This is a genomic window from Paraburkholderia sp. GAS32 (assembly GCF_050434225.1).
GTDB classification, from domain to species: Bacteria; Pseudomonadota; Gammaproteobacteria; order Burkholderiales; family Burkholderiaceae; genus Paraburkholderia; species Paraburkholderia madseniana.
On record NZ_JBNPVS010000072.1, the window covers coordinates 1 to 14,390 of the forward strand.

Sequence of the window (14,390 nt, forward strand, 5' to 3'; positions counted from 1 at the left end):
TCGTTACATAACGCAGCGCGTGCGAAGTTTTGTCGACTTCGTTGTTGCTCGCTATCGGGAGCCGCAGATCTTCTGATAGCAGCAACCATCGTCGCGAAGGCGATGGGCTGTTTAGGTAGGTGTTCGGGAGATAGAGAATTCAAACTCTGTGGGGTACCTACCCAGGGGCGCAGCAATTTCCCCTTTGCTTAAACCATAAGGTGTCGACAGTTGTCCCCGGCTCGCGAACTCACAAAACGTGATTGCAGCAGCCGCAGCGCATGGGGTGAAGGTGTGATACTGGCGCGAAAGCTGCCTGTCGATAACTTGTGCCGACAGGCAGGTCAGGGGCGAAACGCGACGCCACTGGAGTGATGCGGTAACCGGCCGGTATATCGGGTCGACTTCTGCCGGCGGCTGCTCGTAGACACACCGCAGCATTTACCAGCGCTCAAAAATTGCACTGAGCGGCACTGGGGTCCGCACATAATACGCAGGATAACTAAGGTAATACTTAAGATCAGGGGAAAACCTGATGCACCGTGACCTGACACGCGTTGTCGGGGACACTCAGCGCGAAAAAAAAGCCGGCGCGAAGCCGGCTTGAAAGGGTCTAGCGTCCGAGTGAGCTAGAACCTGAGAGAAGGTGCAGCATAGGTCTGACCTTGCAGCAGGCTGAATCTGTCTGCGAAGATCTGATATGACGTGCCGCGCATACTACCTGAAATCGCCTGGACAGGCTTAAGGCAAACTTAAGGGCCAGTTGTAAGGCTCCAAGCGAAGCGAGCGCGGGACCGCTGCACGACAGCCGCTGCAGACTAAAGGTGCTGAGCGACCGCTTTTCAGCGACATTGAGGCGTTCAGACAATCTTGGCTGATGGGTCGCCACGGGTCGAACTCACCCCTTGATCGTCGTCGCGGCCGTATCTCTGATATGGCTTCGCTATAATCAATCGCTTCCCGGCGTCGCAATGTCGAATAAATGTCTTCCAGGCGAAACAGGTCCCCCGGCCGAGCCCGCAGGCCGCTGACGAAAGCACTTCTATTGCCGATGGATCGCGCCTCCGCCAGTGAACGGTCGCTGTCCTGTCATCTTGCGCTGGTCGCATGCCGCGACGGACATGGCAACAGCCATCTGGTCAATGAACTTATGCGCGCGGTGTACCTGAGCTGGTATCTGCAGCGCGCTGGTTATGGCAACCAACCGGTGGAGCAGTTCAAGATCGCCGAATACGCGGCCAAGATCACCCTGGCGCACGCTCATGAGACGGGAGAGTGGCGGCTCGCGTCTGAGGTAATCAGCGACTTTGAAGCGCTACTGACGTTGTATGACGCCCAGCTCGCAAGGGCTCCTCTTCACGAAGTATTCGAAGCGGAGCGGCAGCTGAGGGTTTTTCTGACGGGAACGGACCATTCGCCGATCCCGTAATCGACGTATCGGCAAGCTTTAACAGATTACTTTTCGGGCGGAGCACTTGCCGCAGGGGTAGTTGTATTGTTGATTCGGTTACCGATAAACCTCGGATTCCTAATCATTTTACATAATTATATTAATCAACATTTTTGAATGGGCTCCTCCGAAGTTGACACGCTTGCAAGGCCGCCACTTGGCTACCAGATCTGCATTACAAAAAACCCATCTTGCGCGACGTCGCGATGGCGAACTTGCGATAGAGCGAGGGGAATAAGCGTTTGACGTGGTAGGACGGTCGCGCCGATGTGCCGACGACAACCATTCCGCGTTCCGATATGATGCCTTCGACGATCGCGTCGGCGACCAGGTCGGGCGAGGTACCCTTGTTACGGTAATACCCCTGCAGACGCAGTTTCTGCGCCTCGGGCACCGATGGCGCAATTACGTTGGCGCCAGTCGTGATGGCGGTGTTGATCGCTCCCGGACAGACCACCGTGACGCCGACGTTGGTGTCTTCGAGCTCCATCGAGAGCGCCTCGGAAAATCCGAGTACCGCAAACTTGCTCGCGGAATAGACTGCCAACGTTGGCAACGGCGCAAAGCCATTGGCCGATGCAATGTTGACCACGCGGCGCAAGCCGCCGGCAGCGATCATTTTGGGCAGGAACAGGTAACAGCCGCTGAGCACACCTTTGACATTGACGTCGTACAAGCGTTGCCACGATTCCGGCGGGCTGTCCAGAAAGTTCCCGCAATAGGCGATGCCGGCATTGTTGATCAACACATCCAGCGCACCGAACTTGGCATGCACTTCGTCGGCGAATGCACGCATCGCGTTATCGTCGGCGACATTGACGGTCAATGCGAGGCAGGCGGCACCGAGAGACGTCACCTCGCGTTCCACAGTGGCGAGGTTGGTCTGATTGATATCCGATAGCACCAGCTTGGCGCCGTGCCGGGCAAACGCCAATGCGGTACTGCGGCCTATGCCGGAGCCGGCTCCGGTGATCAGAACGTTCTTGCCGGCGAGGTTTTTCATGCTCATGTTGGCTGCTTCCTACGAAAAAGAGGTTGCTAAAAAATTGATCAAGGTCCGATTGACTGCCTCCGGTTCCTCAATCGGCAGGAAGTGTCCGGCGTCCGGCACTACAACCAGCTGCGATCCAGGAATGTTTGCATGCAAGCGCTGCGAATGCGCGGGCGTAGTGTGGCTGTCCTTGTCGTTGCTGCCCACCATGACCAGCGTCGGCACGGCGACACGGTACAGTTCGCGGCTCAGGTCATCGCGCGCGTTCACTGCCTTTGCCGTGCGCAAAAGGGCGGCAACGTTATTGTTCAGAATGCGCTGACGTATTGCCCGTCGCAGTACCGCACGGGCAGGATCGGCGAGAAATTTATCGCCGAGACAAATATCCATCAGTGTATTGATGACCGGTCTGATGCCAAACCAGCGGACGACAAAAACCAATATGCCGCCCATACGAAGATCACCGGCCGTCGGCGCCTCGGCGGAACTGCCGATCAGGCTCAGCGATCTGACCAACGCCGGGTGACGCAAAGCCAACCGCAAAGCGATAAAACCGCCCATCGATTGGCCCACGATATGGCAAGGTCCGTCGCCGAGCGCATGGATCAGCGCGGCAACGTCGTTGGTCTGCGTGTATAGCTCGTAGCCCGATTTGGTGACTGTGCTGCGTCCATGCCCGCGCAAATCCACGCAAACGCAACGGTAACGGTCTTGCAAGGCGGCGACCTGGGCGTCGAACAGATGCCAGTCCCACAGCATGCCGTGGAGGAAGATGATGGTCTCGGCGCCCGCGCCGCGGACTTCGTAGTGGAGTTGTCCATCAGTGACAGGTATGGTTGCCATAGGGTTCTCACTTGGACGCGACGCTTGCGAAGCGTGCGCTGTCTGTCGGTCTGTCGCCATAGGCTTGCTCGACGATGAATTCGTCGAAATTCGGACGCATCAGCCTGCGCCAGAAGCCGAAACCAGAATCCGGGGTATTCGTCACGATGCGGCCGCCCTCGTTCTTGAACCAAACGGGACAGCTGCCGCTCCAGACCATGCCCTTGAAACGTTGCTGCATCATTTCGTTGTAGTCGTGCTGCACGTCGCCGCGCACATCCATCGAACGCCAACCCTTGTGGCCGGCATGACGAATGCAGCGCACGATATAGTTGGCATGGCGTTCGATGACGAACAACGCGGATTGATGGCCGAATGCGCTATTCGGTCCAAGCACGGTGAACAGATTTGGAAATCCGGCGGTGACGACGCCGAGATAGGCCGCCGGTTCCTGCCCCCAGACCTGCGCCAGCGTCTTGCCGTGTTTGCCGGTAATGGCGAAGGGCATGTCCCCGATATTCTTGAACCCGGTGGAATACACCAGCACGTCGGCGCGATGGCGGCTGCCGTCGGCGCAAATCACTTCGTTTTCCGTCACTCCGGTGATCGCTGCGGTTTGCAGGCTGACGTGCGGCAGCAGAAAGCTCGGATAATAATCGTCCGACACTAGAACCCGCTTGCAGCCGACCGCGAAATTCGGCGTTAACTTCTGGCGTAAAACCGGATCGCCGATGGTGCGGTTGAGGTTGGTCGTCGCCAGCCATGTCAGTGCCTTATGCATGATTCCGCCGGGGTTTTTCAGTGCCGGGTAAATCAACTCTTGTGTCAGGAATAACTGCAGGCGGTGCAATCTCTGCGCACCTGGAAGCCAGCGGAACAGTGCCTTGCTGAGGGCCGAATAGGCGCGGTCTTTCCTTGGCAAGACCCAGCTCGGTGTGCGCTGAAACACGGTGACCGAAGCCGCCACCCTGGCCAGTTGGGGGATCGCCTGGATGCCGCTGGCGCCGTTGCCGATCACGGCGACATGCTTGCCGCGAAAGTCGTAATTGTCATCCCAGCAGGCGGTATGCATGGCAGCGCCGGCGAAGGCTTCGATACCCTCGATTTTCGGATATTGCGGCAGCGACAAGCCGCGCGACATCGAGATCAAGTACCTTGCGCGCGCCTGCTCGCCCGAGCGGAAATCCAGCACCCATAGTGCGGCTTGCTCATCATAGGCCGCGGCCACGACTTCCATTCCATAGCTGATGAACCTGCCCATGCCAAATTGTTCGTGGCAGCGCTGTTGATAGGCCCAGATTTCGCGGCCCGGCGCATAGCGGCGCGACCAATCCGGATTGGGCGCGAACGAATAGGAATACAAATGCGAAGGGATATCGCAGCACAAGCCGGGATAGCGGTTGTCGCGCCAGACGCCACCGAGCGCGGCGGCCTGTTCAAAAATCCGGAAATTGGCGATACCTGCGCGCTTGAGCTGGATGCCGGCGCCCAGGCCCGTGAAGCCGGCGCCCACGATGGCCACTTCAAGGATATTTTCGCTGTGCTTGATATCCACTTTGCTCGTTCCCTTGCATTATCAAATGCCCGTTGATGTTGCACTGATTGTATTTGCCCAAAAGCGAAAATTATTGACATTAGGCGACAAACATTAAACAATTGACGACAGGCAACCAATCAGGAAAGCAATGGCGATCAAGCTGTCGCGTGCGGATGCACTGCTCGGCTATGGCGAACTGGTCAGTGCGCTCGGCGGCGATGCGGGCAAATTGCTGGCGGCCGCAGGTTTGCCGGCAGAAGTGCTCGACGACCCCGACATGCTGATATCGAGAGCGGCGATCGCATCGCTACTCGAACGCAGTGCGACGGTGCTGCATTGTCCGGATTTCGGCATGCGCCTGGCTGCGCGCCAGGGTATCGACATACTGGGTCCCTTGTCCCTGGAAATACGCAATTGCCCGACCGTCGCGGACGCGCTTGCCAGCGTGAGCAAATACGTGGCTGCCATTAGGCCCGGCTTGGAGGTAACAACGGAAAGCGATCGTCGCGCAGGCACAACGTTTGTGCACGTATCGTTAGTGACTGGCCATGCCGGCAATATCTCGCAGTTGCTGGAACTGACGATGAGCGTGGCGCAAGGCATACTGACGCTGCTCTCGGGCGGGCAAGCCAATGCGTTGCGGATTTCCTTCGAGCACGGAAGCGTTGCAGCGCTCGCCAGCTACCAGGCAATCTTCGGCGTCAATGTGCGTTTCAATTGCGAACACAGCGGATTCCTGTTCCGCTCCGCCGACCTCGCGCTGCCCATCGCGAACGGCGATCCTTTATTGCACAAGATCGCGCAAGCCTATCTCGACACCCATTTCGCCGCACCCGATACCGCTGTCACGGCCCGCATTCGCGCGCTGGTGCCGACACTGCTGGCGCCCGGCATGTGCCATCACATCCGCGTTGCCAAGACCATCGGCCTGCACCCGCGCACCATGCAACGCCGCTTGAGCGAAGAAGGCACCTCGTTTGCGGCGATCGTCGACGAGGTCAGATATGAACTGGCGCAGCGTTTTTTGGGCCAGGCTCACGTTCCCCTAAATCGGATTGCGGAATTGCTGGGCTACACCGAGCCGTCCGTGTTTTCGCGTAGCTGCAGGCGTTGGTTCGGCGCGACTCCGAGCGAGCTACGACGCAGGGCGCAGTCTAAAAACAACTAACGGTTCCGCGCTCGCCGAGTTCCATCCGGATAGCGCGTGAGCGCCTCCCAGCGGTTGAGAGCATAGAAGATCGCACGACTCGTATCGGACTCGCGCGAGAGCGTGGCGAGCGTGTCGCTCAGCCACGTACGAAGCTGAGCGAGTAAGGGCCTGGCACGCGCCTGGCGATAGACCCGACGTTTGTTGGATCGTATGCCGCGAATGTGCTCTTCGAGCTTGTAGAGCGCTGCGATTCGCTTGATAGCCTCGGTATTGAAGACATTCGGCCGCGCCGCATGAAGCTCGTAGAACAAGTCTGCCGGCTCGGTTGCGATAACGTTGCCGAACACGACATGGGCGACCTGATCGCCCGCGACCTAGGCGCGCGCCAGCACCTCGCGCACGACAATCGAGCCGAGTTCGGTCGGCGGCAGGTGCTTCAGGCTGCCCCGAACTTTCCGATAGCCGTGCGTACGCCGTCGACAACAACAACTTCCCTCTGCATAGAGCCCTCCTTGAGTTTGCCGTCCAGCGCACTTTCCTCGCACAGGCGCTCTCGTCGGGCAATTTGAATGTGCGTATAGCCTGGATCGCCGCCTTCCGGCGCGCCCCGGACGAGAGCCCCAATCTTGGGCGTATCAGCTCCTGATCTGCATTGAGACATTCCCCGGGGACTGTCAGCCTCTCCGAATCAGTGTTCAGGACGGCCACGAACGCAACCGGAACAGGGCGACCGCGGCATTGAGTTGGGCGGCCTGACCCTCGAGTGATTGCGCGGCAGCGGCCGCCTCTTGCACCAGAGCGGCATTTTGTTGAGTGACATCGTCCATCTGCGTGACCGCCTGCCCGACCTGGTCAATTCCTTGGCTCTGCTCGTCCGATGCCGACGCAATTTCGCGCATGATCTCGCTCACGTGGGACACGGCTTCGATAACTTCTCCCATCGTCTGTCCCGCCTGGTTGACGAGTTTCGTGCCGGCCGCCACGCGAACCACCGACGTATCGATTAATTCCTTGATTTCCCTGGCGGCGGCAGACGACCGTTGGGAAAGCGCCCGCACCTCGCCCGCGACCACGGCGAAGCCGCGTCCCTGCTCGCCCGCGCGAGCCGCCTCGACGGCTGCGTTGAGCGCCAGAATATTGGTCTGAAACGCGATGCTGTCGATCATCCCGACAATTTCGCCGATTCTTGTGGAGCTCTCACTGATCGTGTCCATGGTCCCCATGACGCGCGCCACTACCTCGTGACCTCGATCGGCGATATCCGATGCCTGACCCGCCAACGTGCATGCGTAGCGTGCGTTTTCAGCATTCTGACGCACCGTGCCAGTCAACTGTTCCATGCTGGCCGCCGTTTCTTCGAGGGACGCCGCCTGTTGTTCCGTGCGGGAAGACAGGTCGAGGTTGCCGGCGGCTATCTGCTTCGTCGCGGATCCAATAGTCTCGCTGTTGACGCGCACGTTGCCGACGATATGCAGCAGACTGTCGTTCATGCGTTTGAGCGCTGCCAGCAACTGGGCTGCCTCGTCGCTTCCCGTCGCTTCGATGTCGGAAGTCAAGTCGCCGGACGCCACCGCTTCCGCAACCCTGACCGCCTGCGCGAGTGGAATCGTGATCGAGCCAATCAGTTTCCAGCAAATAAGCACCGCCGCTACGAGCACGAGCGTAGTAACGATTGGATATGCCAACTTTGCGCGTTCATAGATTCTGTGAGTCTTGGCGTATTCTTGCCGCGCAACATCCAACTGCAGTTGCATCAGTTGCCCGATCATCTCGGACAGTGGCTCGATGGCCGGATCCATCTCGCCCACGACGAACCTCCGCAAACCTTCGGTATCGTTTGTCCGCAACAGGTTCAGCAGTCGGTCGACGGCGCTGTTCGCGAGCTTCAAACGGGGTTCGGCCTGCGCTACCAGATTTATCTCGTCATCGACCAGTTCGGTCGCGGTGTAGTCCTTCCATTCCCGGTCAATGACCGTGCGCGCTGCAGTAATTGTCCGGATGGCGTCGGCCGACGTCATTGCGCCGTCGCGGACCTTGTGCGCAGTCCTCGTGATGATTACCGCAAAGCCATCCGAGACAGTCTTGATCTGCCTGAGGGACACGACACGATCGTTGTAAATGGCTTCGATCGACGCGTTCGCCTGACTCAGTCGTAGAACGGTATTGACGGAAGACCACGCGAGCAGCGCAAGCAGACCGGCGACCAGCAACGTCAACCGGTTCCCAATACTGAGGCGCGACAGCGAAAAGTTTCTTATGTGCTTCAATTTACGATCCTTGTCTTTTCAATGTTCTCCGACCTCGCTCGTCAATTCGACCCGCTCAACCCGCCACTTCATATCCAATGCACGTCGAGGTGCGCCCGAATTCAGGTGGGAACAGGCGCCACGTGCCGTCACCGTGCTGGAAAAAGTAGATTGCGACTGGGTCTTGCGATTTCAGCGCCTCGACACGCACACAACGACTCCTCATCGGATGCGCTCGAGCGTATCGCGTAAGGCGTACCCTTGACGTCGCACTCGGCGCGAACCATTTCTCGATCAATGAACGCAACGATATCCCGGCGGCACCCATCAGCAACTCCCATTCAATTCACGAGGGCTGATCGCCGGTCGAATCGACGACGGTATCGTCTCTCGACTTTCCATTTGCTCAGACCCCAGTACAAAAACGCGCAATAGCGCAAGCACAAGTCGCCATCATCCCGCGCCTCACCTCGTCGAACGATATCCGCAGTCGACATCGGCATGTCACTTCGAGACACCTCAGGGATATTCCCAAGCGGGGTTCACCATACTCGTATCAGGCCGGGGATCAACGCAAAGGACAGACGACCCGGCGAGCGGCGGGCCAGCCCGGCGCCGCTCTCGAACACGAGTCGCATCAATCTGCTGCACGCCTTGTATTGCCTCAAGACCGGCGCCGATGCAATGCGGATCGAACTGCCTTCATGCTTGAATCCTCCCATCGCTCGTTGCACAGGTCAGCCTGGCGTTTGGGTCGCTCCTGCCGATGAACAGCCTCAGCACGAGACGCTGCACCATATTGCCGTACGGCGGATAGAACAAGCCGATGGGGAAGAACCTGTGCCGTTTGAACACAGAGCGTGCGTGCGATAGCTCCCGGAACCCCTCTTCGCCATGGTAGTTGCCCATGCCGGAGTTGCCGACGCCGCCGAATGGCGCGGCATGATTGAGCACGTGCCAGCCCCAATCGTTAATCGTTACGCCGCCCGAGTGCGTCCGGCGCAGCAGACGCTGCCGTGCGTCGGCTTTATGACTAAAGCAGTACAGCGCCAGCGGCCGCGGTTGGCTTTGGATGTAGCTCACGACCTCCTCTTCGGAATCGTAGGGAATGATCGGTAGGATCGGGCCGAAAATCTCCTCCTGCATCACGACCATCTCGGAGGTACAGTCTGTGACGATATGCAATGGGATGCGGCTTCCAGATCCCTCGCCGCCACATGACACGATGGTCGCCCCTTTTCTCCTGGCATCATCGAGCAAACTTCTGATGCGACCAGCGTGGTGCTCGTTCACCACCGAGGTGTACTCCGCGTTGTCTTGTGGCCTGTCGCCCCAGAGACGGATTGCGGACTTCTTCACCGCTTCAACAAAGGCCCCCACCGACTCGCGCGGCACCATCGCGTAGTCCGGCGAGACGCAGATCTGCCCGCAGTTGACACCCTTGCCGTGCGCAATGCGCTTCGCGGCGTCGGCGATTGAATAGTCACGCAGCACCACGGCCGGAGATTTGCCGCCTAGTTCCAGCGTCACCGGCGTCAGGTTTCGCGCAGCCTCACGCATGATCACTTTGCCGATGTCCGGTGAGCCCGTGAAGACAATATGGTCAAACGGCAACGAAGTGAAGATGTTCCGGTCCTTCAGTTCCCCGCCAATGACGGCGACCAGGTGTTCCGGAAAGATTTCCGTCAGCAGGTGCCTGAGCGCCGCTGTGGTTGCCGGCATATTTCTGGGCATCAGGATCATCGCACTATTGCCGGCCGCCAGTGCCGTCACCAGCGGCCCCAGCGACAGATAGATCGGAAAGTTCCAGGTCCCGATGATGCCGACTACGCCCTTGGGCTGGTACGTCACGTGCAGACTGTTGGTCGCGAACAGCAACTCGGTCGCACGCCGGCTGCTGCGCATCCAGCGCTTGAGATGCAGCATGCAGTGATTGATCTCGAGCGTCGTGGGCAGGATGTCGAGCATCAGTGTCTCGGACTGAGCCCGTCCGCTGAAGTCACTGTCGATGGCTTCCGCGAGCGCATCCTGATAGCGGCGCAGTTGAATCTTCAGCCTGCGCAGATTGTGCTGCCGCTCGTCGGCACTCGGATAAGGGGCGCTTGTGAACGCTACTTTCTGGACGCCAAACACGGCGTGTACCTCGGAAATTTCGTCTTGATAGTCTCGTTGCATGTCTGCCCTTCTTCAGGTTGGATCTGCACTACGTCTCAGGGGTTGCGCCTGGCCAGCACGCGGTCGGTCTGGTGAGCCAGCGCCATCACCACGATCCACGTGACAAGGAATGAGGCCAGCATGAACGGACCGCTCACCTCGGCGCCGTCGAGCAGGCGCGCGTAGATCGGCACCGGCGACTTGTAGACGTCGTATGACGGCGCGATGCCCAGCGCGGCAATGGCGGATGCGATGACGAAGCGTGAGCGTTCACCCAGCCACAGTTGCGCGAAGTAGCTGAAGCCGCGGGCACCAGCGATGAACGGTAACCCGTAGACCACCAGCAGCGGCGCCATCAGAACGGTAATGGCCGCATACATCGATAAGGATTGAAGGTCCATGATTAACTTCCCCGTCAGTGCTTGTTGTTGCTTGCGCTTATGGAAGCGAGGATGGATTGGGCCGCCCCAGCGGATTGAATCGGCGTCGCCGTCTTCGTGCCGGGCTCGCCGTCCGGGTACAGACAGATGAACGACGCCAGGCCTCCCTCGATGCCGTAGGCCGGCAGGTTCGATGAACTCGAGCAGACTGCGTTGTCCTTGGTGAAGACCATGTCACGCAGCCAGGTGACGCGCGTGGGCAGCGGATAGGTCACGAAAGTCTTCGTGCCGGGTATGAACCGGAAGATGCGGTCCGACATGTTCGACGTGATCCAGACATCACCCGTCTTCGGGTTGACGTTCAACGCATACGGCACTTCATACTCGTTGTGTGCCAGCAGAGGCAGTTTGAAGGTCTCGAAACGATGGCTCCTCGTGTCGAACTTCATCAGACCGCTGTCGTCGAACGCCGGGATCCACAAATTGCCTTGCGGGTCGAACCGCAGGCGCCGCGGGCCTTTGAGCGGCGTATCGAACTCGGTCACCTCGCGAGTCACTGGATCGATGCGGCCGATCTTGTTGGCGTAGAGCTTCGCGTACCAGATCGAGCCGTCGATCGGATTGACGTCGATGCCGTAGGGGAACGGAAAGGCGTCATGGCCCTGGAAGGCCCACTTCGAGTGGGTCACGGCAAGCGGCATGTTCTGCTGCGGGAACCAGGATGCAATCTTGAGTACGGTCGGGAACAGGTAGTGCGAGACGGCGCGCCAGAAGCCACCGTCTGGCAGATGGATGATCTCGAAATGCTCGGTCTTCGGATCAAAGCGGGCTACCTCGTTGGAAGCGACGATCGTGAACCAGATAATGCCCTGCTTGTCGATGCGGATCGTGTGCGGGTAGAGGTGGCTGTGGCCAAGCTCGTAGAGCGTGAACTTCTTCGTTGCCGGGTCGAAGGACGCGAGCGAGGACGACAGGGCGTTGGTAATCCAGAGTCGGCCGTCAGCCGACTGCGCGATGCTGTGCGGACCATGCTTGCCGCTGAAAACGCCAATGGGCAATTGCATACCGGAAAAGACGCCGCCCACGGGCAGATCGATATCGGGCTCCTTCCACTCGTCGATCTTGCCGGTCTTGCGGTCAAGCTCCCAGATGACATCGTGGCCTTCGTCAGCACCGTAGAGATGCTCGTCGGAGCCGACGTCCGCATCGTGGACGAAGGTCAGGCCGTCGCCGACGACCCATTCCTTGATCCTGGCGTGCACGAGGTCCGTGTTGAACAGATACTTTTCTACGGCGGCCACCTCCTTGCCGTCAAAGCCCTGGTATAGAGCCTTGGTGATGTCCTGGGCCTGCCTGTTGGTCAGCACCGCAAAGTAGCCTTCCATGCGATGCACGGTGGCAGCCCAGCCGGCTTCGTCGCGCGGCGTACGTGTCAGCGCATTGCCCACCTGGTGACAATAGTTGCACTGACTGACGAAGGCGGCGCGCGAGTCCTGACTGGCCCACGGCAGTGTGCTCAGGTGCGCCGAGGCCGGTAGACTCTCCGACAGTTCGGCTGCAACGGAATGACGCTCCTGCACGAAGTCAAGGTTTTTCTGTGCATCCAAAGACAGATCGACGTTTTGAGTGACATCCTTGAAGTACGGTGTGCGCGCGCGGATCTGCAATTTGCCGACAAAGTCGACCGTAATGCTGTAGTGTCCATTCGGGTCGGTGTAGACCGTATCGCGGCGCTTTCCGGCCGTGTCGAAGACCGTGACCATGGTGCCGGCAAGGGGCTTGCCCCCACTGGAGACCGAGCCGGCAAGTGTCCCGGCTTTGGCGCTCAGGCTGAAAGCCTGGACGCCAAACAGCAGCAGACAGAACAGCAGTTTCGAGGGTTTATTTATCACTAAAGACTCCGGTGAACCTATGTGATCGAATTACATGGCGGCGAACGTCTCGCGCGCTCCGTCGGCGATCACTCCATCATCCGGGGTCCCGGTCTGCGGGGCGATATCCAGGATCGACATACGCATATCAATTTGCGACACGTCAGGGTTATCCCTCCCGATCCGGTCCACCTCTGCTGTTGCCTGTTTGCGGCAAACTTGCGCCTGCGTTGCAGTTCTAAAGTTGATTCCGGGCATGTCGTCGCTGCGACTGCCGCTCCCATCCAGAATGAACCGCCGGCGACGCATTTGACACACAACCCGTCGCATGCCAGAAAAATCATTTAGTTAGGATAACGTTTTAATATAATTGACAACATAACGCCATTTCAATTCTGATAATGCATGCGACGACATTCCGCCTGCTTACTCATTCTTTTTCAGGGGTTGCTTCGAGCGGAATGATCAACGGTCCCCTGAAGGCCTGCATGATGGCCGAGGCCGGTAAACCATGACTCACGAGCTTCGCCATCGCATTCATGTACTGCGTCACGTGCCGGAAGTATTTCTTGTAGCCTGCGCATAGATAGTTCAGGCCCGGCTCCCCGTCCGGGGTCGCCATGAAGCGATTCTTTGGGCATTCGCCATGACAGGCGAAACGGTAGTCGCACTTTCGGCAATAGGCCGGCAGCGATTCCTCCTTTGCAAGACCGAATGCCTGCTGGGCGGGTGACGCTATCATCGTCGCAGGTTCGTCATGCTGTATGTTCCCGAGCTTGTATTGCGGGTACACGAAGTGATCGCACGAGTACACGTCGCCGTTGTGCTCCACGATGGCAGCCTTGCCGCAGCGTGGGGAAAACAGGCACACGCCAGCCGGAACCTGGCACCATGCGGCTAACGCCCACTCGAAGTTCATTACATGTACTCGGCCGACGTCGTTACGAACCCATTCGTCGAAGATGGCGATCAGAAAATCGCCGTAAGCTTCGGGCTCGACGCTGTGAGCCGTCACGGCGCTGGCCGGGTCCGTCTCGCTTTGCCCGTGACGAGACAGCTTCGGGGGAATTGCATGGGACAAGCCGAAGCGAATTTCCTGCGGGCGGGGTGCCCGCTCGACCACCGGATTGAACTGGATGTGCCTCACGCCGCTTTCTTTCAGAAAGCGATAGATCTCGAGTGGGTATTTAGCCACGTCGCGTGCCACCGTCACCAGCACGTTGAACTCGACTCCGTGGCGCGTCATGCACCCGAGGCCACGCATGACGTCGTCAAAGCTCGAGCGGCCCTGCTTGTCGGGCCGATACAGATCGTGCACCTCGCGCGGCCCATCCAGGCTCAACCCCACCAGGAAACGCTCACGCGCGAAGAACTCGCACCAGGCGTCATCCAGCAAGGTGCCGTTGGTCTGGAGGGTGTTGCGGATCGCCTTGTCACCGGCAAATTCGCGCTGGTAGGCGACTGCACGCTCGAAGAAGTCGAGCCCCATCAGCGTTGGTTCCCCGCCTTGCCACGTGAATTCCACCTCGGGTGTCGTCTGCGCCGCGATGTAACGCTGCACGTAGCTGCGGAGCACCGAATCGGACATCCGGAAGCGCTCGCGCGCCGGGAACAGATTTTCCTTCTCCAGGTAAAAGCAATAGCTGCAATCGAGATTGCAGAGCGGGCCAATGGGTTTGGCCATCAGATGCAGCCCTTGAGGAGATTCGGTAAATTCTTGCATTTCGCTTCCTGCACGCTGTGGTACCCGCATGGCTGGGCTTTGTAGCCGCAGCCATCCGAACACCAGGCAAACTGGCCAGCGCACAGT

At 59.0% G+C, this 14,390-nt stretch carries 10 protein-coding genes and 2 pseudogenes; 2 read left to right on the top strand and 10 right to left on the bottom strand.

The window, feature by feature from the left end; translation table 11 throughout:
* Nucleotides 1–1,030: 1,030 nt before the first annotated feature.
* Entirely contained in the window at nt 1,031–1,408 is a 378-nt protein-coding gene (locus P3T25_RS45140) for a hypothetical protein (protein WP_429363954.1), read from the top strand.
* 196 nt (nt 1,409–1,604) lie between these two features.
* On the opposite strand, the gene P3T25_RS45145 is transcribed toward P3T25_RS45140, so the two are convergent.
* Genes P3T25_RS45145 through P3T25_RS45155 form a run of 3 tightly spaced genes read right to left on the bottom strand, consistent with a single transcriptional unit; the run spans nt 1,605 to nt 4,797 of the window.
* Nucleotides 1,605–2,438, bottom strand: coding sequence for an SDR family NAD(P)-dependent oxidoreductase (locus P3T25_RS45145; protein ID WP_429363956.1), 834 nt, complete (start codon nt 2,436–2,438; stop codon nt 1,605–1,607).
* 12 nt (nt 2,439–2,450) lie between these two features.
* Nucleotides 2,451–3,323, bottom strand: a complete 873-nt coding sequence (locus P3T25_RS45150) for an alpha/beta hydrolase (RefSeq protein ID WP_429363958.1) — start codon at nt 3,321–3,323, stop codon at nt 2,451–2,453.
* Nucleotides 3,271–4,797 (bottom strand): flavin-containing monooxygenase, encoded by a 1,527-nt coding sequence (locus P3T25_RS45155; RefSeq protein ID WP_429363960.1) that lies wholly within the window; start codon nt 4,795–4,797, stop codon nt 3,271–3,273. Before P3T25_RS45155 ends, P3T25_RS45150 begins: the two co-directional genes overlap by 53 nt.
* A gap of 130 nt (nt 4,798–4,927) precedes the next feature.
* Between P3T25_RS45155 and P3T25_RS45160 the strand changes: the two genes are divergently transcribed.
* Entirely contained in the window at nt 4,928–5,947 is a 1,020-nt protein-coding gene (locus tag P3T25_RS45160; protein ID WP_429363962.1) for an AraC family transcriptional regulator, read from the top strand.
* Between the two features lie 23 nt (nt 5,948–5,970).
* Here P3T25_RS45160 and P3T25_RS45165 read toward each other — a convergent pair.
* The 7 genes and pseudogenes from P3T25_RS45165 to P3T25_RS45195 all read right to left on the bottom strand — a co-directional run.
* A pseudogene (locus P3T25_RS45165) lies at nt 5,971–6,237 on the bottom strand (IS66 family transposase); the annotation flags it as partial.
* Between the two features lie 387 nt (nt 6,238–6,624).
* Nucleotides 6,625–8,196, bottom strand: a complete 1,572-nt coding sequence (locus tag P3T25_RS45170) for a methyl-accepting chemotaxis protein (protein ID WP_429363964.1) — start codon at nt 8,194–8,196, stop codon at nt 6,625–6,627.
* A gap of 681 nt (nt 8,197–8,877) precedes the next feature.
* Nucleotides 8,878–10,350 carry a coniferyl aldehyde dehydrogenase gene (locus P3T25_RS45175; protein WP_429363966.1) on the bottom strand — a complete coding sequence of 491 codons (1,473 nt, stop codon included), beginning with the start codon at nt 10,348–10,350 and terminating at the stop codon, nt 8,878–8,880.
* 35 nt (nt 10,351–10,385) lie between these two features.
* Nucleotides 10,386–10,730, bottom strand: a complete 345-nt coding sequence (locus P3T25_RS45180; protein ID WP_429363968.1) for a hypothetical protein — start codon at nt 10,728–10,730, stop codon at nt 10,386–10,388.
* Nucleotides 10,731–10,780: 50 nt separating this feature from the next.
* Nucleotides 10,781–12,601 (bottom strand): annotated as a pseudogene (locus P3T25_RS45185) (carboxypeptidase regulatory-like domain-containing protein); the annotation flags it as partial.
* A gap of 30 nt (nt 12,602–12,631) precedes the next feature.
* The gene (locus tag P3T25_RS45190; protein WP_429363970.1) at nt 12,632–12,838 is read right to left on the bottom strand and encodes a hypothetical protein; all 207 of its coding nucleotides are present in this window, start codon (nt 12,836–12,838) and stop codon (nt 12,632–12,634) included.
* A 172-nt stretch (nt 12,839–13,010) separates the two neighbouring features.
* Nucleotides 13,011–14,303, bottom strand: coding sequence for an anaerobic sulfatase maturase (locus tag P3T25_RS45195; protein ID WP_429363972.1), 1,293 nt, complete (start codon nt 14,301–14,303; stop codon nt 13,011–13,013).
* Nucleotides 14,304–14,390: the final 87 nt, after the last annotated feature.